This window comes from Streptomyces sp. NPDC059696 (genome assembly GCF_042733745.1).
Lineage (GTDB): Bacteria > Actinomycetota > Actinomycetes > Streptomycetales > Streptomycetaceae > Streptomyces.
In genome coordinates this window covers 1-25030 of sequence record NZ_JBHWFG010000011.1, presented here as the reverse complement: position 1 = coordinate 25030, position 25030 = coordinate 1, and the positions used below count along the sequence as shown (strand labels likewise).

Here is a 25030-nt window from a genome sequence, read left to right as displayed (position 1 = left end):
GTGTGACCGGAGCGCGTCAAGGACGCGACACGGGCCCGGATAGGGTTTCCCCATGCGCGATCTAGGGACGGGTTTCCGGTACCTCCTGAAGGGCCAGCGATGGGTGGCCCGGCACGGCAGGAGCTACGGTTTCGGGCTGCTCCCGGGGCTGATCACCCTCGTCCTCTACGCGGCCGCGCTCGTCGCGCTGGCCCTGTGGGGCGAGGACCTCGTGGGCTGGGCGACGCCGTTCGCGGACGACTGGTCCCGCCCGTGGCTCGGACTCTTCCGCGGCTTCCTGACCGCCGTGCTGTTCGCCCTCGGCCTGCTCCTCTCCGTCGTGACCTTCACCGCGGTGACCCTGCTGATCGGGCAGCCCTTCTACGAGAACCTCTCGGAGCGGGTCGACCGGGACGTCTCCCCGGACGGGCACGCCCCCGAGTCGGGGCTGCCGCTCTGGCGCGAACTGTGGATCTCCGCCCGGGACAGCCTCCGGATCGTGGTGCGGGCCGCCCTGTGGGGTGTGCTGCTCTTCGCGTGCGGCTTCATCCCGGTGGCCGGGCAGACGGTCGTCCCCGTGATCGGGTTCTTCGTCACCGGGTTCTTCCTCACCGAGGAACTGACCGCCGTCGCCCTCCAGCGCCGCAGCGTCGAACTGCGCACCCGCCTCACGCTGCTGCGCTCCCGCAGGACCCTCGTCTGGGGCTTCGGCACACCGCTCGCCGTGGCGTTCCTGGTGCCGTTCGTCGCGGTGTTCCTGATGCCGGGCGCGGTGGCGGGCGCCACCCTCATGGCGCGCGACCTGCTGGGCGAGGACATCCGTGAGGGCGGCGAGGAGGACGACCAGGCCGTCACGACGCTTCCGCAGCCACCCTCAGAATGGCCCTCACCTGGGCGATGATGTCCAGCCGGTTGCGCACGAACTCCGGATCGGTGACCTCGGTGGTGTTCCCGGCGCCGAACTGCAGCACCGGCGTGTGCACATGCCCGCCCGGGAGCGTGTCGTGCAGCCCCAGCCGGTCGCGCAGCAGCGTCGCCCGGTAGGCGATCTCGTTGGAGAGGTAGTCCCCGCCGCCGCCCGCGCGTGCGGTGGAACCGGGCGTCGGCCCGTCGGGGCGGACGACGGGCTGGGAGCCGCCGGCCGGGATCTCGGTGACGGCGGTGTTGTCGTACACCGGGAAGCGGCCGGTGCCGGCGGCGACGATCGCCGCGTGCGGGAGCGTCGTCGTCGTCCACTGCGGCTGCGAGGCCGGGTCGGAGACGGGCACGGTCTCGGTGCGGCCGATGTTGTCGTTGTCCCCGAAGCCGCCCCGCCAGGCCCCGTTGGTCCGCTCGATGTCGAACCGCCCGACCCGTCCCTGGCTCACCGTCGTGAACAGGTCGGTCCGCGGCAGGTGCGGTCGCAGGGCCCGTTCCACCGTGCCGTCGGTGAAGTCCTGCCAGCGCACCGGGAACACCACCGTCTCGATCCGGGCCGGGCCGTCCGCCGTCTCGAGCACCGTGCCGTCGAGGGCCAGCGCGGCGGCGCCGGACGGGTTGGAGATACGGATGTCCCGGTCCAGGGTGAACGGGTCGAAGCCGGTGAGCAGGATCCGCTTCAGGCCCTTGCCGTGCGGATACCGGACGGAGTCCTGACCGCGCGAGCTGCGCTCCAACTCCGCGAGCAGTGCGGACCGCTGCCCGCCCGTCAGGCCGAACCGCGGCTCCCACGTGCGCACCTCACGCGTCATACCGAGCCGCGCCCAGTACAGAGGCCGGTCGTCGTCCCGGCTCAGGCCCGCCCGTCGCCCACCATCACCCTTCCAGGGAAGCGCTTCGCGATATGCGGCCGGGCCACGCCCCTGTGCCCGGTCGACGGCGAGCCGCCACAGCCCCGAGCCCTCGCGTGCCACCGCCCGGCGGGCCTCCCCGTAGGAACGGGCCGAGTCGAGAGCTCGCGCCAACCGCGGGGCGAGGACGTCGAATCCGGAGCGGCGCAGGATCTCCTGGGGCGCGGCCCGGTCGAGCCGCTGCTCCTCGACGGTGGGGGAGGGGGCCGCCGGGGCGGCACTCGCGGCCGTCGGGGTGGCGAAGCCGGTCAGCAGGGCGAGACCGAGCAGGCCGAGGCGAACGCGTATGCGTGTCAAGGGGGTTCAGGCCTTCCGTCGCGGTGGGGGGTCGGTGCCGGACGGCCGCAGTATCGCGTGACGGGTGGGGGCCACGCCATGGGTGGGGCTCAGCCATCGATGCAGCCCGGCTCCCCGCAAGCGCCGGTACGAGGGGCACTCCGAGCCCGGGCCCGGCGACCGCACGGCCCTGCGCGGCAGCCACACGGCCCTGCTCGGCCGTCCGCCCGCCACCACATCGCGTCGCATCGGTGGTCGCGGTCATGAGTACCTCGCCCGCCGCCGAGGCAGGACACCGACACCGACATCAACACCGACATCAACACCGACCTCCCACGCCGCGCCCTCGGGATCTGGGACGGGGCGACCGGATCGTGGGCGTTTGTGAAGGGTTCGTACGAGAACCGGGCCGGACGCTCGATCACGGACCGCAGGGTCACGGCGACGATTAACGTCTGGTACGGGACACGTTCCCCACCAGGCAGCCCCGGTCCGGGACCTGACCTCCGGGCCGGGGCTCGTGGTCTGCCAACGATGGCTCAGCGGGTGGCGAACCCGTACACCGTCTCCGAGCGGAACACCTCGCCCGGCCGCAGCACGGTCGTCGGGAAGTCCGGCCGGTTCGGCGAGTCGGGGAAGTGCTGGGTCTCCAGCGCGACGCCGTCCCCGGGTGCGAAGGGCTCGCCCAGGTGGTCGGCGGTGTACAGCTGGAGACCGGGCTCGGTGGTCGACACCGTCAGCACCCGCCCGGACGCCGGGTCGTGCAGCTCGGCGACCTCGACCGCGGTGTCCGTCACCCCCTTGTCGAGCACGAAGTTGTGGTCGTACCCGGAGCGGGTCTTGCGTGCCTCCCGGAAGTCGAAGCGCGTACCGGCCACTTCTTCGGGACCGCCGGCGGGAATCAGCTCCGCGTCCACCGGCGTGTACCGGGAGGCGGCCAGCCGCAGCTCGTGGCCGCCCGCGTCACCGGAACCGGCCAGGTTGAAGTAGCTGTGGTTCGTCAGGTTCACCACGGTCGGCGCGTCCGTCACCGCCTCGTACCCGATCCGCAGCGCCCCGCTCTCGTCGAGCGTGTACGTCGCCGAGACCTCCAGGCGCCCCGGGAACCCCTCCTCGCCGTGCGGACTGATCCGGGTCAGCCGCACCCCGTTCTCCACGGGCTCCGCCTCCCACACCCGCTGGTCGAAACCGCGCCTCCCGCCGTGCAGCGAGTTCGGCCCGTTGTTCGGTTCCAGCGCGTACGTCCGGCCGTCCAGGGTGAACCGGGCGCCGGCGATCCGGTTGGCGTACCTCCCGACCAGGGCGCCCAGGTACGGCTCCGGGTGGGCCAGGTACCCGTCGAGGTCCGGGAACCCCAGCACCACGTCACCGGCCCGGCCCTCCCGGTCCGGCACCTGAACGCACTGCACGATCCCGCCGTACGTCAGCACCCGCACCCGTACGCCCGCCCTCGCCAGGGTCCAGCGGTGCACCGGGGTCCCGTCGGAAAGTGTTCCGAAGAGTTCGTTCATGTGCGGAACTCTAGGTCAGGGGCCTTTCGCGGTGACGGTGCGGTACGCGATCTCCGCCAGGCGGGCCTGTCCGTTCACACTGGGGTGGAAGTAGTCCCAGCGGCTCAACTGGGCCGTGCCGAAGCGGTAGTCGTGCACCGCGCCCCCGTCGTAACGGCAGCGCTCGTCCGTGGCGCAGACCTCCTCGAGGACCTTGTTGTAGTCCTCCACCCGCTTCTGCACCGTGTCCCGCCGCAGGGTCGCCGCCGAGTCCAGGGCGTCCGCGTCGCCCAGCATCGACGGGCAGATGCCCAGCTTCCACACCTGCTTGCCCAAGGGGCTGGTACGGCCCTGTGACCACAGCCGCTTCAGATTCGGCACGCTCGCCACGAACACCTGCGCCTTCGGCAGCGCCTTGCGCAGGGACTTCAGCGAGTCCTCGAAGTCGGCGCGGAAGGCCGAGACCGGCGTCATCGCCGAGGGCGTGGACCGGCAGGCGTCGTTGGCCCCCACCATCACCGTCACCAACTGGGGCCCGCGCCGCACCGCCCGGGCCACCTGCCCGGGCAGATCGGCCATCCGCGCCCCGGTCACGGCGTAGTTCCAGCTCCGCTCGGCGGCCCCGGCCCTGCCCAGCAGCCGCACCGCCAGCGAGTCGACCTCGGGGCTGGCACCGGTCGCCCAGGACGCCTCCGGGCAGTCCGACAGCACGTCACAGGCGTCGAACCCGCGGGTGATGGAGTCCCCGACGGCCGCGACGGACGCCGGGCTGCGGTCCCACAGGGGAGTGGGCTTCGGTGACGGCTTCGCACGCTCCGACGGCGCGGCCTCATCACCCCCCACGGCATCACAGCCGGCGACGCCCAGCACGGCCGCCGCGACCACGGCCACCACGCCCCGTGTACGCCGGCCCCGCATCCGCATCCCTGGTCCATCCCCTCGCCACGCCGTGCCTGTCTCCCCCACCCATGACAACGCACGAGGGTTCCCGGCCGATCAGGTGCAACGGCTCACACCCGTACAAGCGTCCCCCTGGGTGAATGGCGGGCGTTTCCCGGCACCTGGACCGACCGTACGTCACACTCCTTGCGCCACCGCACGGTAGCCTCGCCATCAACGTGACCCGCCCGGTCACAGCCGTTCCGCCCGTTTGCACCATGTCCCGCTCTGCCCGGAGGTTCCGGTGACGACACGTGGAGTTCTGTACGTGCACTCCGCGCCGCGCGCGCTGTGCCCGCACGTCGAGTGGGCCGTCGCCGGGGTGCTCGGCACACGCGTCAGCCTGGACTGGATCCGCCAGCCGGCCGCCCCGGGCACCTGGCGCTCGGAGTTCTCCTGGCAGGGCCAGGCGGGCACGGCGTCCAAACTCGCCTCCGCGCTCCGGGGCTGGCACCTGCTGCGCTTCGAGGTCACCGCGGAACCCTGCCCCACCGCCGAGGGCGAGCGCTACAGCTGCACCCCCGACCTCGGCATCTACCACGCCGTCACCGGCATCCACGGCGACATCCTCATCCCCGAGGACCGGCTCAGAGCGGCCCTCCAGCGCAGCCGCCAGGGGGAGACGGACCTGGAAGCCGACCTCGACAAGCTGCTCGGCAAGCCCTGGGACGACGAACTGGAACCCTTCCGCTACGCGGGCGAAGGCGCCCCGGTCCGCTGGCTCCACCAGGTGGTATGAGTCTTTTAGGGGCGCGGGGAACTGCGCGACCAGCCCCCACCCGCCCGCACCCGGCAGGCAACGCGACACAAAACGGCGAATGGCCCGAACCCCCACCCAGGGAGTTCGGGCCATTCAACGCTCAGCGATCAAACCGTCCGGAACGCCAGCACCACGTTGTGCCCACCGAACCCGAACGAGTCGTTCAGCGCGGCGATGCGGCCTTCCACGGGCAGCTTCCGAGCCTCACCCCGCACGACATCCGCGTTCGCCTCGGCCTCGGGGTCGAGGTTCTCCACGTTGATCGTCGGCGGCGCCACCCGGTGGTACAGCGCGAGCACGGTCGCCACCGTCTCGACACCGCCCGCACCGCCCAGCAGATGCCCGGTCATCGACTTCGTCGCGGACACCGCGAAGTGATCGGCGTCGTCCCCGAACACCTTCCGCAGCGCCTTCAGCTCGGCGATGTCACCCGCCGGCGTCGACGTCGCGTGCGCGTTGACGTGCACGATCTCGGCCGGGTTCAGGTCGGTGCGGTCCAGCAGGTTCTGCAGGGCGTGCGAGATGCCCCGCCCTTCCGGCTCCGGCTGCACGATGTCGTGCGCGTCGGCGGAGATGCCCTGGCCGACCGCCTCGGCGTACACCCGGGCCCCGCGCTTCGCGGCGTGCTCGGCGGACTCCAGGACCACGACACCGGCGCCCTCACCGAGGACGAAACCGTCGCGGGCGACGTCGTAGGGGCGCGAGGCACCCTGCGGGTCGTCGTTGTTCTTGGACATCGCCATCATGTTGCCGAACGCGGCGATGGGCAGCGGGTGGATCGCCGCCTCCGTGCCACCCGCGACGACGACGTCGGCGCGGCCGGTGCGGATCATCTCGATGGCGTAGCCGATGGCCTCGGCGCCGGAGGCGCAGGCGGAGACCGGCGTGTGCACGCCCGCCCGGGCGCCCACGGCCAGACCCACGTTGGCCGAGGGGCTGTTGGGCATCAGCATGGGCACGGTGTGCGGGGAGACGCGGCGGACGCCCTTCTCCTTCAGCACGTCGTACTGGTCGAGCAGGGTGGTCACGCCGCCGATGCCGGAGGCGATGACCGCGCCGAGCCGGTCGGGGTCGATGTTCTGGTCCTCGCCGGCCTTCGCCTCGAAACCGGCGTCGGCCCAGGCCTCCTTGGCCGCGATCAGCGCGAACTGCGCCGAGCGGTCCAGTCGGCGGGCCTGCGGCCGCGGGATGACCTCGGTCGGCTCCACGGCGACCGGGGCCGCGATCTTGACGGCCTGGTCGGCCGCCCAGTCCTGCTCCAGGGGCTTGACGCCGGACTTGCCGGCGATCAGGCCCTCCCAGGTAGAGGCTGCGTCGCCACCCAGCGGTGTGGTTGCGCCGATACCGGTGACGACCACGGTGCGATTGGTCGGGCTCACGGGAATTCTCTCTCCAACGGTCACGAGGATTAAGCGGCGCCACCGCCGGGTGGCGGGGCAGTCAGCCCACAGGGCCGGATCGGCTGATCAGCCCTGGTGCTTGAGGATGTAGTCGGTCGCGTCGCCGACGGTCTTGAGGTTCTTGACGTCCTCGTCGGGGATCTTGACGTCGAAGCGCTCCTCGGCGGCGACGACGACCTCGACCATGGACAGCGAGTCGACGTCCAGGTCGTCGGTGAAGGACTTGTCCAGCTGGACGTCCTCAACCGGGATGCCGGCGATCTCGTTCACGATCTCGGCGAGACCGGCGACGATCTCTTCCTGAGTGGCGGCCATGTTGGCGCTCCTTCGTAGATATCCAGAGGGTGTGGCAGGTGTTTCCTCGCGCCCCGGATCGCATGATCCGGCACGGAGTGCCTAGGGGAGGGTAACGACAGTCGCGGCGTACACGAGACCCGCCCCGAAGCCGATGACGAGCGCGGTGTCGCCGCTCTTCGCCTCGCCGGTCGCCAGGAGCCGCTCCATGGCGAGCGGGATCGAGGCGGCCGAGGTGTTGCCGGTGGTGCGTACGTCACGGGCGACCGTGACGGACTCCGGCAGCTTGAGTGTCTTCACCATCGAGTCGATGATCCGCTCGTTGGCCTGGTGCGGAATGAAGACGTCCAGGTCGTCCGCGGAGATGCCGGCGGCGTCCAGCGCCTCCTTGGCGACCTTCGCCATCTCGAAGACGGCCCAGCGGAACACCGCCTGGCCCTCCTGCGTGATGGCGGGGAACTTGGCGACCTCGCCGGAACGGTAGTCCGTCCACGGCACGGTCTGCTTGATGGTCTCGGACTTGTCGCCCTCGGAGCCCCAGACGGTGGGGCCGATCGCGGGCTCCTGGGCCGGGCCGACCACGACCGCGCCGGCGCCGTCACCGAAGAGGAAGGCCGTCGCGCGGTCCTCCAGGTCGGTCAGGTCGCTCAGCCGCTCCACGCCGATCACCAGCACGTACTCGGCCGAGCCCTCGACGATCATGCCCTTGGCGAGGGTGAGGCCGTAGCCGAAGCCCGCGCAGCCCGCCGAGATGTCGAACGCGGCGGCCTTGTTCGTGCCGAGCTTGTCGGCGATCTCGGTGGCGACGGCCGGGGTCTGCTTGAAGTGCGAGACGGTCGAGACGATCACGCCGCCGATCTGCTCGGCGGAGATCCCGGCGTCGGCGATCGCCTTGCCGGACGCCTCGATCGACATCGCGGCGACGGTCTCCTCGTCGTTCGCCCAGTGCCGCGTCTGGATGCCGGAGCGCGAGCGGATCCACTCGTCGGACGAGTCGATCGTCTCGAGGATCACCTCGTTCGGCACGACCCGGGTCGGGCGGTAGCCGCCGACGCCGAGGATGCGCGCGTACGGGGCGCCCTTGCTGGGCTTGATCTTCGCCATGCGGTCGGCTCCTTGGGGGCGGCGGTCAGGCGTGCTCGGCGATGAGCTCGCGAGCCGCGTCGAGGTCGGCGGGGGACTTCAGGGCCAGCGTCTGCACGCCGGGCAGGGCCCGCTTGGCCAGGCCGGTGAGGGTGCCACCGGGGCACAGCTCCAGCAGGGCCGTGACACCGAGCTCCTTGAAGGTCTCCATGCACAGGTCCCAGCGGACCGGGTTGGCGACCTGGCCGACCAGGCGCTCCAGCACCTCGGCGCCGCCCGCGACGGTCCGCCCGTCCTTGTTGGAGACGTAGGCGACCTTCGGGTCGCCGGGGGCCAGGGCCTCGGCGGCCTTCGCCAGCGTGTCGACCGCCGGTGCCATGTGGTGCGTGTGGAACGCGCCGGCGACCTTCAGCGCGACGACCTTGCGCACGCCCTCGGGCTTGTCCGCCTCCAGCGCGGCGAGCTGCTCCTTGGTGCCGGCCGCGACGATCTGGCCCGCGCCGTTGATGTTCGCCGGGGTCAGACCCAGCTTCTCCAGGTGCGGGACCGTGACGGCGGGGTCGCCGCCCAGCAGCGCCGCCATGCCGGTCTCCGTGACGGCGGCGGCCTCGGCCATGCCGAGCCCGCGGGTGCGGACCAGGCGGAGCGCCTCCTCGTGCGGGAGCACCCCGGCGAGCGACGCGGCGGTGATCTCACCGACGCTGTGACCGGCGATCGCGCCGGCCTTCTGCGCCAGCTCGGCCGGGTCGTCGAACAGCAGGTTCGCGGACGCGAGTCCGGCCGCGACCAGCAGCGGCTGCGCCACCGCGGTGTCGCGGATCTCCTCCGCGTCGGCCTCGGTGCCGTAACGGATCAGGTCGATCCCCGCGGCGTCGGACCAGGCCTCGAGGGCACCGCGAACACCGGGGAGGTCGAGCCATTCGGTCAGGAAGCCGGGCGTCTGAGCGCCCTGGCCGGGAGCGACGAGTACGAGCACTCTCACACTCTCTCTTGGGGACGGGCACAACCGCCCGTGGGGACAGGGACGAAGAACACGGAGGGGTTTTGTCGAGCCTCGACAAAACCTTAGGACTGAGGATCTCCATCGACCAGACGCCCCAGGATCAGCGCGATCCGCAGGGTGAAGGCAGAGCGTACATCGGAGGGTGACCATCCGGTGACGTCAGTCACACGTCGAAGCCGGTAGCGGACGGTGTTGGGATGGACGAACAGCATCCTCGCCGCCCCCTCCAGGCTGCTCGCCTGCTCGAGGTAGACGCTGAGGGTCTCCAGGAGGGCGGCACCGGCCTCCTCCAGCGGTCTGTAGATCTCCTCCACCAACTGCTCGCGGGCCGAGGGGTCACCGGCCATCGCCCGCTCCGGGAGCAGATCGTCGGCCAGGACCGGGCGCGGGGCGTCCTGCCAGGCGGAACACGCCTTCAGCCCGGCGGCCGCGGCCTGCGCGGACCGGGTCGCGGCCAGCAGGTCCGCCACCACCGGGCCGGCGACGACCGGCCCGGCCGCGAACGGGCCGATGAGCGACTTGGCGACGGCCAGCGGGTTGTCGCTGCCGCCCGCGATGACCACCAGGCGGTCGCCGAGCACGCCGGTGAGCACCTGGAGCTTGGCGTGCCGGGCGGCCCGCCGGATCGCCTCCACGGTCAGTTCGGAGTCGCCGTCGGGTGCCGTGCCGAGCACCACGCACACGTGCTCCGGGGAGTTCCAGCCCAGGGCCGCGGCCCGGGACACGGCCCCCTCGTCGGCCTCGCCGCTGAGCACGGCGTTCACCACCAGGGACTCCAGCCGGGCGTCCCAGGCACCGCGTGCCTCGGCGGCCTGCGCGTACACCTGGGCCGTCGCGAAGGCGATCTCCCGGGCGTAGACGAGCAGCGCCTCGCGCAGCACGCGCTCGTCGCCGGGGGCCGCGACCTCGTCGATCGCGCTCTCCATGACCTCGATGGTGGTGCGCACCATCTCCACGGTCTGGCGCAGGGTGATCGCCCTGGTCAGTTCGCGCGGCGCGGTGCCGAACACATCGGTGGAGATGGCCTGCGGGGCGTCCGGATGCCGGAACCACTCGGTGAACGCGGCGATACCCGCCTGGGCGACCAGACCGATCCAGGAACGGTTCTCCGGGGGCATGGCCCGGTACCAGGGCAGCGTGTCGTCCATCCGCGCGATGGCCTGCGCGGCGAGCGAACCGGACGACTTCTCCAGCCGCTTCAGCGTCGCGGCATGCGGATGGACGTCATGGGCTGCGGCTTCGTTCTTGCTGGTTTCGGGTTCGGGCACGGGGACAAGACTGCCTTATCCGGACGGGAAGGTGGGCCGCCGGGTCTACGGTGGAGCGCGTGATGGACGTCAGGCGCGCGGACGAGCGCTACCCCGGAGGGGACGCGGCCGCCGGGATCGAGTCGTGGCACGCCTTCTCCTTCGGGCCGCACTACGATCCCGACAACCTCCGCTTCGGTGCGGTGCTCGCGTGCAACGAGGAGCGGCTGGCGCCCGGGGCCGGCTTCGACGAGCATCCGCACAGCCACACCGAGATCGTGACCTGGGTGGTCGAGGGCGAGCTGACCCACCGGGACTCCGCCGGGCACGAGTCGGTCGTGCGCCACGGCGACGTGCAGCGGCTCAGCTCGGCGGGCGGGGTACGGCACGTGGAGCGCAACGACGGCCCCGGGCCCCTGACCTTCGTCCAGATGTGGCTGGCCCCGCGAGAGCCCGGCGGCGACCCGTCCTACGAGGTCGTCCGCGGCATCGCCGACTCGACGCCGTACGCCGTCCCGGAGGCGGGCGCGATGCTGCACGTGCGGCGCCTCGGGGCGGGGGAGCGGACGGCGGTGCCCGACGGGGCGTACGCGTACGTCCACGTCGTGCGCGGTGCCGTACGCCTGGACGGCGAGGAACTGGCCGCGGGCGACGCGGCCCGGATCACGGACGCCAAGGGCCTGGAGGCCGAGGGCGTGACCGACGCGGAGCTGCTGATCTGGGAGATGACCTAGGGGGCTCGGACCCCCTGGAGGTCCGCCAGCACCGCGTCGGTGAACGGCGGCCACGCCTCGATCGCCCACGGCCCGAACGCCCGGTCCGTCAGCGCCACACAGGCCGCGCCGGCGTCGGGGTCGATCCAGAGGAACGTCCCGGACTGCCCGAAGTGCCCGAACGTGCGCGGTGAGGACGACGAGCCCGTCCAGTGCGGCGACTTGGAGTCGCGGATCTCGAAGCCCAGCCCCCAGTCGTTCGGGTTCTGGTGGCCGTACCCCGGCAGGACGCCCTTGGTGCCCGGGTACTGCACGCTCATCGCCTCGGCGACCGTACGGGGGTCCAGCAGCCGCGGCGCCTGCACCTCGGCCGCGAACCGCAGCAGGTCCTCCACCGTCGACACCGCGTCCTTGGCCGGGGAGCCCTCCAGGGTCGTCGAGGTCATGCCCAGCGGCTCCAGCACGGCCTGCCGCAGATACTCGGCGAAGGGGATGTCGGTGACCTTCGCCACATGGTCGCCCAGCTGCTCGAAGCCGGCGTTGGAGTACAGCCGCCGCTCCCCGGGCGGGGCCGTGACCTTGTGCTCGTCGAAGGCCAGGCCCGAGGTGTGCGCGAGCAGGTGCCGGACCGTCGATCCGGGGGGACCCGCCGGCTCGTCGAACTCGACCGCCCCCTCCTCGTACGCGACGAGCACCGCGTAGGCGGCCAGCGGCTTGGTCACCGACGCGAGCGGGAACCGCTGTCCGGCCGGCCCGTGGAGGCCGAGGACGGTGCCGTCGGCTCGTACGGCACCCGCGGCGGCGGTGGGAACCGGCCAGTTCTCGATCAAGGCGAGGCTCTTCAGCGACATGCGTGCGAGCCTATGCGCTCAGAGCGTGAGCTCCAGCAAAGGGTCGGGCTTGGGACGGAAGCCGAGGGAGACGTACAGCGGCTCGGCCTGCGGTGACGCGGTCAGCTGCACCCGCCGGGCACCGCGCTCACGGAACCACTCCAGCAGCGTGGTCATGCACGCGCGCGCGTACCCGCGGCGCCGGGCGTCCGGGTCGGTGGCGACGCTGAACACGAAGCCCACCATGCCCTGCGGGTCGGCCGCCTTGCCGATGCGGTAGTCGATCGTCCCGGCCACCAGGCAGGCCAGCGCCCCCGGCCGCTCGGGGTGCTCCACGACGAACGCCACGAAGTCCCCGTCGGGCTCGCCCAGTTTGGCCCTCAGCGTGGGAAGGGACTCCGCGTGCCAGGCGATCGAGGGATCGGAGGCGAACAGCGAGTCGATCATGATCTGGCGCAGCCGCAGGACTTCTTCGGCGTCCTCGGGCAGGGCGCGACGAACAGCACTCATGAGTCCGTACGCTAACCAGCCGGTTCAGGAGACGTCCTGCCGATTTCTTACCGTCGGCGCTTGCTTGGAGCGCACTCCAAGGTTCTAGCGTGGGGGCCATGACGGTGATGGAGACCACGGCGACCGGGACCGACACCTGTGCCGGCCCGCCGCAGCAGAACCGGCGTCCGGACGGCCAGGACCGCTACACGATCAGCGAGGTCGTCGCCCTGACGGGCCTGACGGCTCATACCCTGCGCTGGTACGAGCGCATCGGCCTGATGCCGCACATCGACCGCTCCCACACCGGTCAGCGCCGCTACACCAACCGCGACCTCGACTGGCTCGACCTGGTCGGCAAGCTCCGCCTCACGGGCATGCCGGTCGCGGACATGGTCAGGTACGCGGAACTGGTGCGCGAGGGCGACCACACCTATGCCGAGCGCTTCGAGCTGCTGAAGACGACCCGCGAGGACGTCCTGGCCCGGATCGACGAACTCCGCGGCACGCTCGCCGTGCTCGACCGGAAGATCAGTTTCTACGCGGACGCCGGGCGTGCCCTGGCGTCGGAGAGGTCCCGATGACGGACGACAGGATCACGACGGCGAAGCTCGGCGACCACGGTCCCGAGGTGAGCGTCCAGGGCCTGGGCTGCATGGGCATGAGTTTCGGCTACGGCCCGGCGGACGCGGACGCGTCCCGGGCCACGCTGGAGCGGGCGCTCGAACTGGGCGTCACCCTCTACGACACGGCCGACGCGTACGGAGCCGGTGAGAACGAGCGGTTCCTGTCGCCGTTCTTCAGGGCCCACCGCGACGAGGTCGTCATCGCCACCAAGTTCGCCCTGTCGATCCCCCCGGACGACCCCACGCGCCGGATCGTCCGCAACGACCCGCCCTACATCCGCGAGGCCGTCGAGGCGAGCCTGAAGCGCCTGGACGTCGACGCCATCGACCTCTACTACATGCACCGGCGCGATGTGAACGTGCCGATCGAGGAGAGCGTCGGCACCATGGCCGACCTGGTCCGCGAGGGCAAGGTCAAGCACCTCGGCCTGAGCGAGGCCACGGCCGGGGAACTGCGCGCCGCCCACGCCGTCCACCCCATCGCCGCCGTGCAGTCGGAGTGGTCGCTGTTCAGCCGGGACATCGAGGAGCACGTCGTCCCCGCGGCCCGTGAGCTGGGCGTGGCCCTCGTCGCGTACTCGCCGCTCGGCCGGGGCTTCCTCACCGGCTCCTTCCGGAACGCCGACCAGGACCTGAGCGAGGGTGACTTCCGCCGCCAGCAGCCCCGCTTCACGGGCGACAACGCCACGGCGAACGCGACCCTGCTGGAGCTGATCCGCGCGGTGGCGAAGGCGCACGACGCGACCCTCGGTCAGATCGCCCTGGCCTGGGCGCAGCAGCAGGCGACGGTCCACGGCCTCCCGGTCATCCCGATCCCCGGCACCCGCAAGCCCTCCAGGGTCGAGGAGAACACGGCGGCGACCAGGATCGTCCTGACCGACGAGGAGTTGGACCTCCTGGACGGCATCGCGGCCCAGGTGGCGGGCACGCGGTATGCGGACATGGCGTTCACGTCGGCGGGCCGTGAGTAGAGCCTCCCCGGGGTGCGGGGAACTGCGCGGGCACCCGCGCACGCACCCGCGCCCGCCCACGGCGAGACCCGGCGGACGCTAGAGCTCCGCCAGCAACTCGGCCTTTTTGACCGAAAACTCCTCATCCGTCACCAAGCCGGCCTGATGCAACTCGCCCAGGTGGCGAATCCGCTCGGCGATGTCCGCGGGATCACGCCGCGGCCCGCCGGCCGGCACGGCCGGCACCGGACTGGACGTCCGCACCGCGGCCAGCACCGCCGCCGCGAACGGCAACGACTCGTGCACGGGGCCGTACCCCAGTCCGAACACCACCGCGGCGGGATCCAGATCGGCCTGGCTCGGCGCCGCCACCGGTGCATCTCGGCGCAAAAGCCGCAAATGCCCCTCGAAGACCTCCGGCGACCGCCACTCCACCCCGTTCAGCTCTCCGACGGAGAAGGTCTGGTCGCCCGCCTTCCACTTCGCCGACGACGCCCCCGTCCAGAACCACCGGAAGTTCACGGTGCGTCCGTCGAACGTCGCCTTGCCGTCGTACGCCTTGAACGACAGCGGCCCCTCGGGCGGCTTCACGAGGAAACGGTCCGCGGGCCCGGACTCCGTCAGCAGGCCCCGCAGTTCGTCGGCGTAGTACTCCGCGAGGACCTCGCGCTCGGCGGGCAGCACCAGCCGGTAGGGGTCGACGTTCTCCTTCAGCTGCCCGGCGGCCGCCTCCATCAACGGATCCGCCCCGGGGCGTGGCTCGACCCGCAGCACGACCGCGCCGCGCTTCCCCCGGGTCAAGGTGACTCCCGCTATCGCCTCCAGGGGCACACGACGCTCCCCGAGGGCCTGGAAGAGCTTGGGTGTTCGAATCCCCCGTTCGTAACGGATGAGCACGGAGTCGGACTCGAACTCCCAGACGGCATGCAATCCGGCCAGTACGTCACCCATGCGGCTCATCGTATGCGGCACGCGCTCCTCCGTCCCCCTCCCGAGCAGACCGCAATTTCTTCGGGCTCTACGCGCGTCAGGCCGCTGCCGTGCCGGACAAACCGGTACGGCAGACGCCGTCTTCGTGCGCGCAGTGCACCGAGCGGTATGCGCCGACGCCGATCTCTGCGAAATTGAACAGACTTGCCGTTCCGGGCTCGAAGTAGCCCGCGTGACCCTTCGCGCCCGCTGCCGACAGCACCCGTGCGCCGAACCCGGAGGACACCGGGTCCGCGCCGTGGCCCAGTCCGCCGAGCTCCAGGTAGGGCACGTCCTGGATCCAGTCGTCGGAGTCCCGCATGGCCCACACCCGGGCGCCGGTCCGCAGCTGCGCCGCCTTCTCGACCCGCATGCCGGGGCTGCCCGCGACCGCGATGTCGGCCACCCGGTCCGGCAGTGTGTGCGCCGCGACCCCGCACACCACGGATCCGTAGCTGTGGCAGAACAGCGAGACCGGCGAGCGGCCCGGCAGCGCACGCACCAGCGCGTCCAGCCGCACGGCACCGTCCTCGGCGCGCATCGCCGTGGCCGAGTCGATGCCGAGTCCGCTGGGCGCCGTGTAGTCGGCCCAGGCGATGACGGCCGTGCGGGTCGACGGGCTCACCTGCCGCTCGGCCGCGTACAGGGACTTGGCCATGCCGACGGGCGCGGAGTACTTGCGCTGGGTGCGCTGGAAGGTGAGCAGGTCGGTGTCGACGCCGGGGACGACGACCGAGACCCGCTCCGCCCTGCGCAGGTTGCCGAAGACCTCCGCGACCCGGCCCGAGCCCTCGGGGTCGAAGGCCAGGATCTTCCGGCCCGGCTCCATGAGGTCCTCGAAGCGGTGCATCCTGCGGCCCGCCTCGTGCTGTCCGGCCGCGGTGAGGCGCTCGTCGTGCATGCGCTCCCGCTCGACCTGGCGCGCCTCGGCGAGGGCGAGACGGTTGGCGCGGTAGCGCAGCTCGACCGGCGCGCCGTTCATGTTGCCCACCGCGAGCGAGTACGTGCGGACCAGGGCCGAACGGTCCTGCTCGGTCAGCGAGGAGAAGAAGCGGGCCAGCTTCGCCGGCTCGGACTGCGGGTCCGGCAGCCGGTGCCCGCCGACCCGGCCGTGCTCCCAGGCGGAGAGCGAGGCCTGGAGCGGCGTGTCGCCCCGCTGGTTGCGCAGGGCCGTCCAGCCGGTGGTCGCCAGCATCACGAACACGACGGCCAGCGCGAGCAGTGCGCGCCAGACGTTCAGTTGCGGGGAGGTGTCGAAGGAAGTCACTGAAAGGACACACTAGGAGAACGAGAGGGTCTCGCGTTAACCAAGTGACCGGGATCACGTTTCGGTGGATCTGTTAAGGGGACTGCCCCGCACGCCAGTTCCCGGCCAGTGCGGGACCCACCTGATCCAGGTATGTGGTGGTGAGTCGGCGCATTCCGTCGAGGGTGACGTCGTCCCCCGCGGACCACAAGCGTTCGGTGACGCGAATCACCCCGCCGAACAGGGCGACGACGATCCTCGGCCGGGGGTCCAGGTCCACGTCGAGCCCCTCGCGCTCGGCGATGATGCACGCGAGCTGCTCCTCCAGCTCCGCCGAACGCCGCAGATGGGCGGCGAGCAGTGCGGGCGTCGACTCGATCACCCGGTACACGCGCATGTGGAGCTCGATCGGCACGAGCTCTTCCACGGCCTCGTTGATCGTGTCCCAGCTCTCCAGCACGGCCCGGCGCAGCGCCTCCAGCGGCGCCTCGTCCGGCGGGCGGGTGCGCAGGGCCTCGACGACGAGCGTCTCCGCGAGGCGCGGCACGAAGAACGCCGTCTCCTCCTTGCCGGCGAAGTAGCGGAAGAAGGTGCGCTGCGAGACGTCCACGGCGGCGGCGATGTCGTCGACGGTCGTCTCCTCGTACCCGCGCGTGGCGAAGAGCTCCAGCGCGGCCCGCAGCAGTGCGTCCCGGGTGCGCCGCTTCTTGCGTTCGCGCAGGTTCACAACGTGCCTCTCGTCCTCGGTGTTTGCCCAGCTCAGGCTATACGGAGATGTCGTGTCAGTGACCGACTGGTGAATTGGTTTGTCAACTGTCAGTGGCTGTCACTAGCCTCCCGGTATGACTAGTCAGACCACCATCGACACGACGGGGTCGGGGGGCAAAACACCGGCGGGTCCGTCGGACGCGACGCCGGGCAAGGGGCTGCGAGGGCACCCCTGGCTCACCCTCATCACCGTCGCTGTGGGGGTCATGATGGTGGCCCTCGACGGCACCATCGTGGCCATCGCCAACCCCGCGATCGGCAAGGACCTGGGCGCCTCCTGGTCGGATCTCCAGTGGATCACCAACGCCTACTTCCTCGCCCTCGCCGTCTCCCTCATCACCGCCGGAAAGCTCGGTGACCGCTTCGGTCACCGGCAGACCTTCCTCATCGGTGTGGCGGGCTTCGCCGCCTCCTCGTGCGCCATCGGGCTGTCCCAGGGCATCACGGCGGTCATCGTCTTCCGCGTCTTCCAGGGCCTGTTCGGCGCGCTGCTGATGCCGGCCGCGCTCGGCCTGCTGCGGGCCACGTTCCCGGCCGAGAAGCTGAACATGGCCATCGGCATCTGGGGCATGGTCATCGGCGCGTCCACCGCGGGCGGCCCGATCCTCGGCGGTGTGCTCGTCGAACACGTCAACTGGCAGTCGGTGTTCTTCATCAACGTGCCGGTCGGTGTCCTCGCCGTCGTCCTCGGTGTGCTGATCCTGGTCGACCACCGCGCCGAGAACGCCCCGCGCTCCTTCGACCTCCTGGGCATCGCCCTGTTGTCCGGCGCGATGTTCTGCCTCGTCTGGGCATTGATCAAGGCCCCCGAGTGGGGCTGGGGCGACCTGAAGACCTGGGCGTTCATCATCGCTTCGCTCGTCGGGTTCGGGCTCTTCGCCGTCTGGGAGACGAAGGTGAAGGAGCCGCTGATCCCGCTGGCGCTCTTCCGCTCGGTCCCGCTGTCGGCGGGAGTCGTCCTCATGGTCCTGATGGCCATCGCCTTCATGGGCGGCCTGTTCTTCGTGACGTTCTACCTTCAGAACGTGCACGGGATGAGCCCGATCGACGCCGGTCTGCACCTGCTGCCGCTCACCGGCATGATGATCGTCGGCTCCCCGCTCGCCGGCGTGCTGATCACCAAGCTCGGCCCCCGCGTCCCGCTGGCCGGCGGCATGGCGTGCACCGCGATCGCCATGTACGGCATGTCGACGCTGGACGCGCACACGGGCAGCGGCGTCATGTCCGTCTGGTTCGCCCTGCTGGGCCTCGGTCTCGCGCCGGTCATGGTCGGTGCCACCGAAGTCATCGTCGGCAACGCCCCGATGGAGCTGTCGGGCGTCGCGGGCGGTCTCCAGCAGGCCGCCATGCAGATCGGCGGCAGCCTCGGTACGGCCGTGCTGGGCGCCGTGATGGCCTCCAAGGTCGACCACGAGTTCGCGGGCAACTGGGCGGACGCGGGGCTGCCGCCGCTCACCCCGGCCCAGTCCGAACAGGCCGCGTTGGCCGTGCAGCAGGGTGTCGCCCCGGTGCCCCCGGGCACCCCCGAGCAGATCGCCGCGAAGATCGCCGAGGTCGCGCACAGCACGTTCATCGACGGCATGAGCCTGGCCTCCCTGACCGCCGCGGGCGTGGCGGCCGTGGCCGTGTTCGTCGCCTTCCTCACCAAGCGCGGCGAGAACGCCGAGGCCGGTGCGGGCGCCGCGCACATCTGACGCTCTCCGGCGGCCCGTTCGCTCATCAGGGTGAACGAAGCCGCCGAACCTCCCCTCCGGCGCATGCCGCAGGTCACAGTGGGTCAAGTCCTCCGCAGGGCATGGAGGACGGACGCTGCGGCGCGCTGCCGGAGGGGGGCAGCGCGCAGGCAGCGGCATTGAAGCGTGCCGACGGGGTACCCGCCATGTCACACCGAAGAGAACCCCAACCGACCGAGGGTTTACGGGAGTCGATGATGGCGAGCTTCGGACACGGTACGCGCAGGCACCCCCGCTCACGTGGCCGGACGTGGTCACGGGCCGGGACGGATCGCGCGACACTCGGACTCATCGGAGTCATCTGCGCCGTAGCGGGCTTCTTCGTGCTGGGGATCGTCCTCGGTCCCGCCGCGATGGTCTGCGGCTGGCTCGCCATGGGCCGCACCTGGTCGGGGTCCCGCCCCACCGCGGCCGTGATCGCCCTGGTCCTGGGCGCCATCGACACGCTCCTGGCCGTCATCTGGCTGTCCGGAGCGGCCACACCGGGTGTGGGCATGTTCTGACCCGGGTGAAGATGTGGGAAGAGCCCCCGGCCTGTCCGGCCGGGGGCCCTCTCATGGCTCCACCGAGGTCCTCTTCAGCGCCGCCAACTCGCCCCGCAGCGCCCGGACCTCCTCCGTCAGCTCCCGGATCGCCTCGGTCTGCCGCCGCTCCTCGACGTCGTCCTTCTCGAACCGGGCGATGAACCAGGCGGCGATGTTCGCCGTCACCACACCCAGCAGCGCGATCCCGGACAGCATCAGCCCGACCGCCAGCATCCGCCCCAGCCCGGTGGTCGGCGCCATGTCCCCGTACCCCACCGTGGTCATCGTGGTGAACGCCCACCAGACCGCGTCGCCCAGGGTGTGAATGGAGGCACCGGGCTCGTCCCGTTCCACCTCCAGCACAGCCAGCGCACCGAAGACGAGCAGTCCGAGGCACGATCCCGCGACGTACGTGGTGACCCGTACCTGCGACGCCATCCGCGCCCGCTGCCCGGCGAGGAACAGCATCGACACCAGCTTCAGCAGCCGCAGCGGCTGAGCCAGGGGCACAACCACGGCCAGCAGCGCCAGCGGATTGCCGCGCACGAACCGCAGCCGGTCCTCGGCCAGCCACAGGCGGACCAGATAGTCGGCGGCGAAAGCGGCCCACACCGCCCAGTTGGTGACATGGCATGCGGTCAGGAGGTCCTGCGGAGCCCTCGGGGCCACGATCGGTATGGCGTAGGCGATCGCGAAGAGCACGGCCAGCGCCAGCAGCGGGCCCTGGGTGCGCCGTTCCCAACGGGCCAGCGTGGTCGAGGCGGTCATCGGGAGCGTCATGGAAGCATGGTAGGGAACGCGTGGGGCGGCACCCCTCGGGTGCCGCCCCACGGACGCGGTCCTCGGTGCCCCTACGCGTCGCCGCCCGCGGCCCCCGGGTCGGCGGCCGAGACGTCGAGCAGCTGGTACCGGTCGATCGCCTGCTTGAGCAGGGAGCGGTCGACCTTGCCCTCACGGGCCAGCTCGGTCAGCACACCCACCACGATCGACTGCGCGTCGATGTGGAAGAACCGCCGGGCCGCGCCCCGGGTGTCGGCGAAGCCGAAGCCGTCCGCGCCGAGCGACTGGTACGTCTGCGGCACCCAGCGCGCGATCTGGTCCGGGACCGCCCGCATCCAGTCGGACACGGCCACGACCGGCCCCTGCGCGTCCGCGAGCTTGCGCGTCACGTACGGCACCCGCTGCTCCTCCTCGGGGTGCAGCAGGTTGTGCTCCTCGCAGGCCACGGCCTCGCGCCGCAGCTCGTTCCAGGAGGTCGCCGACCAGACGTCCGCCTTGACGTTCCAGTCCTCGGCCAGGATCTTCTGCGCCTCGATCGCCCAGGGGAGCGCGACGCCGGACGCCAGGATCTGCGCCGGGATCGAGCCGGCCGTGCCCTCGCTGAAGCGGTAGAGGCCCTTGAGGATGCCGTCGACGTCCACATTCTCCGGCTCGGCCGGGTGCTGGATCGGCTCGTTGTAGACGGTCAGGTAGTAGAAGACGTCCTCGCCGTGCGGGTGCTCCTCGGAGGCGCCGTACATCCGGCGCAGACCGTCCTTGACGATGTGCGCGATCTCGAAGCCGAACGCCGGGTCGTACGCCACGCAGCCCGGGTTCGTGGAGGCCAGCAGCTGGGAGTGGCCGTCCGCGTGCTGGAGACCCTCACCGGTCAGGGTCGTGCGGCCGGCGGTCGCGCCCAGGACGAAACCGCGCGCCAGCTGGTCGGCCATCTGCCAGAACTGGTCGCCGGTGCGCTGGAAACCGAACATCGAGTAGAAGACGTAGACCGGGATGAGCGGCTCGCCGTGCGTGGCGTAGGCCGAGCCGGCGGCGATCAGCGAGGCCGTGCAGCCCGCCTCCGAGATGCCGTCGTGCAGCATCTGGCCGTTCGGCGACTCCTTGTAGGCGAGCAGCAGGTCACGGTCGACCGACTCGTACTGCTGGCCCAGCGGGTTGTAGATCTTCGCACTCGGGAAGAACGAGTCCATGCCGAACGTGCGGTACTCGTCGGGCGCGATCAGCACGAACCGTTTGCCGATCTCCTTGTCCCGCATGAGGTCCTTGAGGAGCCGGACGAACGCCATCGTCGTCGCGATGGACTGGTGGCCCGAGCCCTTCTTCACGGTCGCGTACGTCTTGTCCTCGGGCAGCGCCAGCGGCTTGGAGCGGACCACGCGCGTGGGCACGTAACCGCCGAGACCCTTGCGGCGGTCGTGCATGTACTGGATCTCCTCCGAGTCCCGGCCCGGGTGGTAGTACGGCGGCGCGCCGGACTCCAGCTCCTTGTCCGGGATCGGCAGGTGCAGACGGTCGCGGAAGCGCTTGAGGTCGTCGACCGTCAGCTTCTTCATCTGGTGCGTGGCGTTGCGGCCCTCGAAGTTCGGGCCCAGCGTCCAGCCCTTGATCGTCTTGGCGAGGATCACCGTCGGCTGGCCCTTGTGCTCCACGGCCGCCTTGTACGCCGCGAAGATCTTCCGGTGGTCGTGACCGCCCCGGCCCAGGTGCAGGATCTGGTCGTCGGTCATGCCCTCGACCATCGCGCGCAGCCGGTGGTCGTCACCGAAGAAGTGGTCGCGGATGTACGCGCCGGTCTCCGTGGCGTACGTCTGGAACTGCCCGTCCGGTGTGGTGTTCATCCGGTTGACCAGCACGCCGTCGCGGTCCTGGGCGAGCAGCGGGTCCCAGCTGCGGTCCCAGACCAGCTTGATCACGTTCCAGCCGGCGCCGCGGAAGATCGACTCCAGCTCCTGGATGATCTTGCCGTTGCCGCGCACCGGGCCGTCGAGGCGCTGGAGGTTGCAGTTGACGACGAAGGTCAGGTTGTCCAGGCCCTCACGGGCGGCGATGGACAGCTGTCCCAGCGACTCCGGCTCGTCCATCTCGCCGTCGCCGAGGAACGCCCAGACGTGCGACGCCGAGGTGTCGGCGATCCCGCGCGCCTCCATGTAGCGGTTCATCCGCGCCTGGTAGATCGCGCCGATCGGGCCGAGGCCCATCGACACCGTCGGGAACTCCCAGAAGTCCGGCATCGACCGCGGGTGCGGGTACGACGACAGCGCGTACGGCGCCTTGGACTTCTCCTGGCGGAAGCCGTCCAGGTGCTGCTCGCTGAGCCGGTCCAGCAGGAAGGCGCGGGCGTAGATGCCCGGCGAGGCGTGCCCCTGGAAGAAGACCTGGTCGCCGCCGCGACCGTCGTCCTTGCCGCGGAAGAAGTGGTTGAAGCCGACGTCGTAGAGGGACGCCGAGGACGCGAACGTGGCGATGTGGCCGCCGACGCCGATGCCGGGGCGCTGGGCCCGGGAGACCATCACCGCGGCGTTCCAGCGGGTGGCGTTCAGGACCTTGCGCTCGATCTCCTCGTTGCCCGGGAAGAACGGCTCGCTCTTGGTGGGGATGGTGTTGACGTAGTCCGTGCTGCGCATCTCCGGCACGGCCACGCGCTTCTCGCGGGCCCGCTCGATCAGGCGCAGCATCAGGTAGCGGGCGCGCTCCCGGCCGCGTTCGTCGACGGCGGCGTCGAGGGAGTCGAGCCACTCCTGGGTCTCTTCGGGGTCGAAGTCAGGAACCTGACTCGGAAGGCCGCCAATGATGATCGGGTTGCGATCGGATGCGGAAGCCACGCTGTTCCTTACCTGTCAGAGGGCCTGCGAGGGCCGCTGTTTCGCTGTCGTCGCCGGGGCGTCGTCGCTGGGGGGCGCGCCGCTGTCCATGGTCCACCTCGCGGCCGGGAAACGTCATCTCTACCGACCGGTAACCCAGACGTGAGGTCGACTCCGTGACCTGGGGGGCGAATACCTTCGAGTCTCGTACCCACAGACGATTCCCAAACGCCCAAACAGGGCAGAAAGGTGTGGTGTGCATCACCTCGGACCATGATGGTGTGCCTGGAGTTGCGGTGACACGGCCAGGATCGTCACCGTTTCGGCGGTCTGAACGGCCGGGTACTTGCGCGATCCGTCCCGCCCGTGTGGACTACGGCCAATGCTTCGCGCACGCGCGTGGCTGAGTTATTCCCAAGACATGATCAGGAGGCAACCCGTGAGCGCGACCGCGGACCACGCGGAGGAGCGGACGAACCCTGCCGCCAGGCTGGGGTTCCAGCCCGGGCAGGTGGTCCAGGAGATCGGCTACGACGACGACGTGGACCAGGAGCTCCGCAAGGCCATCGAGGGCATCATCGAGGCCGACCTGGTGGACGAGGACTACGACGACGTGGCCGATGCCGTTGTGCTGTGGTTCCGTGACGACGACGGCGACCTGACGGATGCGCTGGTGGATGCCACCACGTACATCGAAGAGGGCGGCGCGATCCTGCTCCTGACGCCGAAGACCGGCCGTTCGGGGTACGTGGAGCCGAGCGACATCTCGGAAGCCGCCACCACGGCGGGTCTGACGGCGTCCAAGAGCGTCAGCGTCGGCAAGGACTGGAGCGGCAGCCGGCTGGCGACGCCCAAGGCCGCCAAGTCCAAGCGTTAGCCGTACGGCGGTGCGGCGGGCCGGCGCTGTCGGCCCGCCCACCGGTCTGTACCGGTGCCTGCGTAGGGTGGTCCCACCCGAAAAGCCCCACGAAGGGACACCCACAGCGATGGCGATCCAGGTCGGCGAGAAGGCCCCCGACTTCGAGCTCAAGGACAACCACGGCGCGCCCGTGCGGCTGTCCGACTTCCGGGGCCGGAAGAACGTCGTGCTGCTCTTCTACCCCTTCGCCTTCACCGGCGTGTGCACCGGCGAGCTGTGCGAGCTGCGCGACAACCTGCCGCAGTTCTCCGACCGCGACACCCAGCTGCTCGCCGTCTCCAACGACTCCATCCACACCCTGCGCGTCTTCGCCGAGCAGGAGAACCTGGAGTACCCGCTGCTGTCGGACTTCTGGCCGCACGGCAACGTCTCGCGCGCCTACGGCGTCTTCGACGAGGACAAGGGCTGCGCGGTGCGCGGCACCTTCGTCATCGACAAGGAGGGCGTCGTGCGGTGGACCGTCGTCAACGGCCTGCCGGACGCGCGCGACCTGAACGACTACGTGAAGGCGCTCGACTCCCTGTGACGCCGGTCGGGCGGCACGCGCCCGACACCCGCCGAATTCGGGGCCTCAGGGCCTGGGTGGGGCGGGAACCCGTCACTAGGATCGACTCGTTGATCCGACATCCGAGCACAACGGGGCATCCCGCCCCTGGACACCAATGGAGGACTCGTGGGAGTCAGCCTCAGCAAGGGCGGCAACGTATCGCTGACCAAGGAGGCGCCGGGCCTGACCGCGGTCATCATCGGTCTGGGGTGGGACGTCCGCACCACGACCGGCACGGACTTCGACCTGGACGCCAGCGCGCTGCTGCTGAACAGCTCCGGCAAGGTCGGCAGCGACCAGCACTTCATCTTCTTCAACAACCTCAAGAGCCCGGACGGCTCCGTCGAGCACACCGGTGACAACATCACCGGTGAGGGCGAGGGCGACGACGAGCAGATCAAGGTCAACCTCGCGGCGGTCCCGGCCGACATCGAGAAGATCGTCTTCCCGGTCTCGATCTACGACGCCGAGACCCGCCAGCAGTCCTTCGGCCAGGTCCGCAACGCCTTCATCCGCGTCGTGAACCAGGCCGGCGAGACGGAGATCGCCCGCTACGACCTGAGCGAGGACGCCTCCACCGAGACCGCCATGGTCTTCGGTGAGCTCTACCGGCACGGCGCGGAGTGGAAGTTCCGTGCCATCGGCCAGGGCTACGCCTCGGGCCTGCGCGGCATCGCGCAGGACTTCGGTGTGAACGTCTGATCACCGCGCGGGCCCCGACGCCGGGGCCCGAAGGTCTTCTCGTCCGGCGCCGCACGGTTTACGTGCGGCGCCCGGCGGGCAGGACCACCACCGTAAAACCCAACGGCCTGTTGCCCCCAGGGGTGGGGGCGCAACA

Annotated in this window: 25 protein-coding genes; 10 read left to right on the top strand and 15 right to left on the bottom strand. The window is 70.7% G+C overall.

The window, feature by feature from the left end; genetic code table 11:
• Positions 1-52: 52 nt before the first annotated feature.
• Positions 53-880: an EI24 domain-containing protein gene (locus ACFV20_RS14490; RefSeq protein ID WP_385656156.1), complete on the top strand. Its 828-nt coding sequence runs from the start codon at positions 53-55 to the stop codon at positions 878-880.
• On the opposite strand, the gene ACFV20_RS14485 is transcribed toward ACFV20_RS14490, so the two are convergent.
• From ACFV20_RS14485 to ACFV20_RS14475, 3 genes are all read right to left on the bottom strand, one after another.
• Positions 831-2105 (bottom strand): pyroglutamyl peptidase, encoded by a 1275-nt coding sequence (locus tag ACFV20_RS14485; RefSeq protein ID WP_385656155.1) that lies wholly within the window; start codon positions 2103-2105, stop codon positions 831-833. The genes ACFV20_RS14490 and ACFV20_RS14485 overlap by 50 nt on opposite strands.
• Positions 2106-2623: 518 nt before the next feature.
• Complete coding sequence (locus ACFV20_RS14480; protein WP_385656153.1) at positions 2624-3595, bottom strand: aldose epimerase family protein; 972 nt, start codon at positions 3593-3595, stop codon at positions 2624-2626.
• A 15-nt stretch (positions 3596-3610) separates the two neighbouring features.
• Complete coding sequence (locus tag ACFV20_RS14475; RefSeq protein WP_385656152.1) at positions 3611-4498, bottom strand: SGNH/GDSL hydrolase family protein; 888 nt, start codon at positions 4496-4498, stop codon at positions 3611-3613.
• A gap of 259 nt (positions 4499-4757) precedes the next feature.
• On the opposite strand from ACFV20_RS14475, the gene ACFV20_RS14470 reads away from it, so the two are divergent.
• A complete protein-coding gene (locus ACFV20_RS14470) occupies positions 4758-5252 on the top strand; it encodes a DUF3145 domain-containing protein (protein ID WP_385656150.1) in 495 nt (164 codons plus the stop codon).
• Positions 5253-5380: 128 nt separating this feature from the next.
• On the opposite strand, the gene fabF is transcribed toward ACFV20_RS14470, so the two are convergent.
• The 5 genes from fabF to fasR form a co-directional block, all read right to left on the bottom strand.
• Positions 5381-6652, bottom strand: coding sequence for a beta-ketoacyl-ACP synthase II (gene fabF, locus ACFV20_RS14465; protein ID WP_385656148.1), 1272 nt, complete (start codon positions 6650-6652; stop codon positions 5381-5383).
• Between the two features lie 87 nt (positions 6653-6739).
• Positions 6740-6988, bottom strand: a complete 249-nt coding sequence (locus ACFV20_RS14460) for an acyl carrier protein (RefSeq protein WP_003989952.1) — start codon at positions 6986-6988, stop codon at positions 6740-6742.
• A gap of 81 nt (positions 6989-7069) precedes the next feature.
• Entirely contained in the window at positions 7070-8071 is a 1002-nt protein-coding gene (locus ACFV20_RS14455; protein WP_385656145.1) for a ketoacyl-ACP synthase III, read from the bottom strand.
• Positions 8072-8096: 25 nt separating this feature from the next.
• Entirely contained in the window at positions 8097-9026 is a 930-nt protein-coding gene (locus ACFV20_RS14450) for an ACP S-malonyltransferase (protein WP_385656143.1), read from the bottom strand.
• Positions 9027-9115: 89 nt separating this feature from the next.
• Positions 9116-10321 carry a fatty acid biosynthesis transcriptional regulator FasR gene (fasR, locus tag ACFV20_RS14445; protein WP_385656142.1) on the bottom strand — a complete coding sequence of 402 codons (1206 nt, stop codon included), beginning with the start codon at positions 10319-10321 and terminating at the stop codon, positions 9116-9118.
• Between the two features lie 62 nt (positions 10322-10383).
• On the opposite strand from fasR, the gene ACFV20_RS14440 reads away from it, so the two are divergent.
• Positions 10384-11034, top strand: coding sequence for a pirin family protein (locus ACFV20_RS14440; RefSeq protein WP_385656140.1), 651 nt, complete (start codon positions 10384-10386; stop codon positions 11032-11034).
• On the opposite strand, the gene ACFV20_RS14435 is transcribed toward ACFV20_RS14440, so the two are convergent.
• The gene (locus ACFV20_RS14435; protein WP_385656138.1) at positions 11031-11864 is read right to left on the bottom strand and encodes a serine hydrolase domain-containing protein; all 834 of its coding nucleotides are present in this window, start codon (positions 11862-11864) and stop codon (positions 11031-11033) included. The two genes, ACFV20_RS14440 and ACFV20_RS14435, sit on opposite strands and share 4 nt — an antisense overlap.
• A gap of 18 nt (positions 11865-11882) precedes the next feature.
• On the bottom strand, positions 11883-12353 hold the full coding sequence (locus tag ACFV20_RS14430) for a GNAT family N-acetyltransferase (RefSeq protein ID WP_385656137.1): 471 nt from the start codon (positions 12351-12353) through the stop codon (positions 11883-11885).
• Between the two features lie 98 nt (positions 12354-12451).
• On the opposite strand from ACFV20_RS14430, the gene ACFV20_RS14425 reads away from it, so the two are divergent.
• Complete coding sequence (locus ACFV20_RS14425) at positions 12452-12916, top strand: MerR family transcriptional regulator (protein ID WP_385656135.1); 465 nt, start codon at positions 12452-12454, stop codon at positions 12914-12916.
• Positions 12913-13929, top strand: coding sequence for an aldo/keto reductase (locus tag ACFV20_RS14420; protein ID WP_385656133.1), 1017 nt, complete (start codon positions 12913-12915; stop codon positions 13927-13929). Before ACFV20_RS14425 ends, ACFV20_RS14420 begins: the two co-directional genes overlap by 4 nt.
• Before the next feature lie 78 nt (positions 13930-14007).
• On the opposite strand, the gene ACFV20_RS14415 is transcribed toward ACFV20_RS14420, so the two are convergent.
• The 3 genes from ACFV20_RS14415 to ACFV20_RS14405 form a co-directional block, all read right to left on the bottom strand.
• Complete coding sequence (locus tag ACFV20_RS14415) at positions 14008-14859, bottom strand: DUF4429 domain-containing protein (protein ID WP_385656131.1); 852 nt, start codon at positions 14857-14859, stop codon at positions 14008-14010.
• Positions 14860-14935: 76 nt separating this feature from the next.
• Positions 14936-16144 (bottom strand): alpha/beta hydrolase, encoded by a 1209-nt coding sequence (locus tag ACFV20_RS14410; RefSeq protein ID WP_385656129.1) that lies wholly within the window; start codon positions 16142-16144, stop codon positions 14936-14938.
• A 73-nt stretch (positions 16145-16217) separates the two neighbouring features.
• Positions 16218-16850: a TetR family transcriptional regulator gene (locus tag ACFV20_RS14405; protein ID WP_385656127.1), complete on the bottom strand. Its 633-nt coding sequence runs from the start codon at positions 16848-16850 to the stop codon at positions 16218-16220.
• Between the two features lie 115 nt (positions 16851-16965).
• Between ACFV20_RS14405 and ACFV20_RS14400 the strand changes: the two genes are divergently transcribed.
• Positions 16966-18585, top strand: coding sequence for an MFS transporter (locus tag ACFV20_RS14400; RefSeq protein WP_385656125.1), 1620 nt, complete (start codon positions 16966-16968; stop codon positions 18583-18585).
• A 233-nt stretch (positions 18586-18818) separates the two neighbouring features.
• Entirely contained in the window at positions 18819-19127 is a 309-nt protein-coding gene (locus ACFV20_RS14395; RefSeq protein ID WP_385656124.1) for a small hydrophobic protein, read from the top strand.
• A 51-nt stretch (positions 19128-19178) separates the two neighbouring features.
• Here ACFV20_RS14395 and ACFV20_RS14390 read toward each other — a convergent pair whose 3' ends face one another.
• Both ACFV20_RS14390 and aceE read right to left on the bottom strand, forming a co-directional pair.
• Complete coding sequence (locus ACFV20_RS14390; RefSeq protein WP_385656123.1) at positions 19179-19928, bottom strand: potassium channel family protein; 750 nt, start codon at positions 19926-19928, stop codon at positions 19179-19181.
• 71 nt (positions 19929-19999) lie between these two features.
• Positions 20000-22747 carry a pyruvate dehydrogenase (acetyl-transferring), homodimeric type gene (aceE, locus tag ACFV20_RS14385; protein ID WP_385656121.1) on the bottom strand — a complete coding sequence of 916 codons (2748 nt, stop codon included), beginning with the start codon at positions 22745-22747 and terminating at the stop codon, positions 20000-20002.
• 418 nt (positions 22748-23165) lie between these two features.
• Between aceE and ACFV20_RS14380 the strand changes: the two genes are divergently transcribed.
• The 3 genes from ACFV20_RS14380 to ACFV20_RS14370 all read left to right on the top strand — a co-directional run bounded on the left by ACFV20_RS14380 (position 23166) and on the right by ACFV20_RS14370 (position 24894).
• Positions 23166-23603 (top strand): DUF3052 domain-containing protein, encoded by a 438-nt coding sequence (locus ACFV20_RS14380; RefSeq protein WP_062926619.1) that lies wholly within the window; start codon positions 23166-23168, stop codon positions 23601-23603.
• 109 nt (positions 23604-23712) lie between these two features.
• Positions 23713-24171, top strand: a complete 459-nt coding sequence (locus tag ACFV20_RS14375; protein WP_234845262.1) for a peroxiredoxin — start codon at positions 23713-23715, stop codon at positions 24169-24171.
• Between the two features lie 147 nt (positions 24172-24318).
• On the top strand, positions 24319-24894 hold the full coding sequence (locus tag ACFV20_RS14370) for a calcium homeostasis/redox stress adaptation protein (protein ID WP_385656119.1): 576 nt from the start codon (positions 24319-24321) through the stop codon (positions 24892-24894).
• Positions 24895-25030 lie beyond the last annotated feature (136 nt).

What these genes read in the sequence shown, in the direction of transcription:
- ACFV20_RS14490 (WP_385656156.1), top strand. Translation starts at nt 53, where the DNA reads ATGCGCGATCTAGGGACGGGTTTCCGGTACCTCCTGAAGGGCCAGCGA.
- ACFV20_RS14480 (WP_385656153.1), bottom strand. Translation starts at nt 3,595, where the DNA reads ATGAACGAACTCTTCGGAACACTTTCCGACGGGACCCCGGTGCACCGC.
- ACFV20_RS14475 (WP_385656152.1), bottom strand. Translation starts at nt 4,498, where the DNA reads ATGCGGATGCGGGGCCGGCGTACACGGGGCGTGGTGGCCGTGGTCGCG.
- ACFV20_RS14460 (WP_003989952.1), bottom strand. Translation starts at nt 6,988, where the DNA reads ATGGCCGCCACTCAGGAAGAGATCGTCGCCGGTCTCGCCGAGATCGTG.
- ACFV20_RS14455 (WP_385656145.1), bottom strand. Translation starts at nt 8,071, where the DNA reads ATGGCGAAGATCAAGCCCAGCAAGGGCGCCCCGTACGCGCGCATCCTC.
- ACFV20_RS14440 (WP_385656140.1), top strand. Translation starts at nt 10,384, where the DNA reads ATGGACGTCAGGCGCGCGGACGAGCGCTACCCCGGAGGGGACGCGGCC.
- ACFV20_RS14435 (WP_385656138.1), bottom strand. Translation starts at nt 11,864, where the DNA reads ATGTCGCTGAAGAGCCTCGCCTTGATCGAGAACTGGCCGGTTCCCACC.
- ACFV20_RS14430 (WP_385656137.1), bottom strand. Translation starts at nt 12,353, where the DNA reads ATGAGTGCTGTTCGTCGCGCCCTGCCCGAGGACGCCGAAGAAGTCCTG.
- ACFV20_RS14425 (WP_385656135.1), top strand. Translation starts at nt 12,452, where the DNA reads ATGACGGTGATGGAGACCACGGCGACCGGGACCGACACCTGTGCCGGC.
- ACFV20_RS14420 (WP_385656133.1), top strand. Translation starts at nt 12,913, where the DNA reads ATGACGGACGACAGGATCACGACGGCGAAGCTCGGCGACCACGGTCCC.
- ACFV20_RS14415 (WP_385656131.1), bottom strand. Translation starts at nt 14,859, where the DNA reads ATGGGTGACGTACTGGCCGGATTGCATGCCGTCTGGGAGTTCGAGTCC.
- ACFV20_RS14400 (WP_385656125.1), top strand. Translation starts at nt 16,966, where the DNA reads ATGACTAGTCAGACCACCATCGACACGACGGGGTCGGGGGGCAAAACA.
- ACFV20_RS14395 (WP_385656124.1), top strand. Translation starts at nt 18,819, where the DNA reads ATGATGGCGAGCTTCGGACACGGTACGCGCAGGCACCCCCGCTCACGT.
- ACFV20_RS14390 (WP_385656123.1), bottom strand. Translation starts at nt 19,928, where the DNA reads ATGACGCTCCCGATGACCGCCTCGACCACGCTGGCCCGTTGGGAACGG.
- ACFV20_RS14375 (WP_234845262.1), top strand. Translation starts at nt 23,713, where the DNA reads ATGGCGATCCAGGTCGGCGAGAAGGCCCCCGACTTCGAGCTCAAGGAC.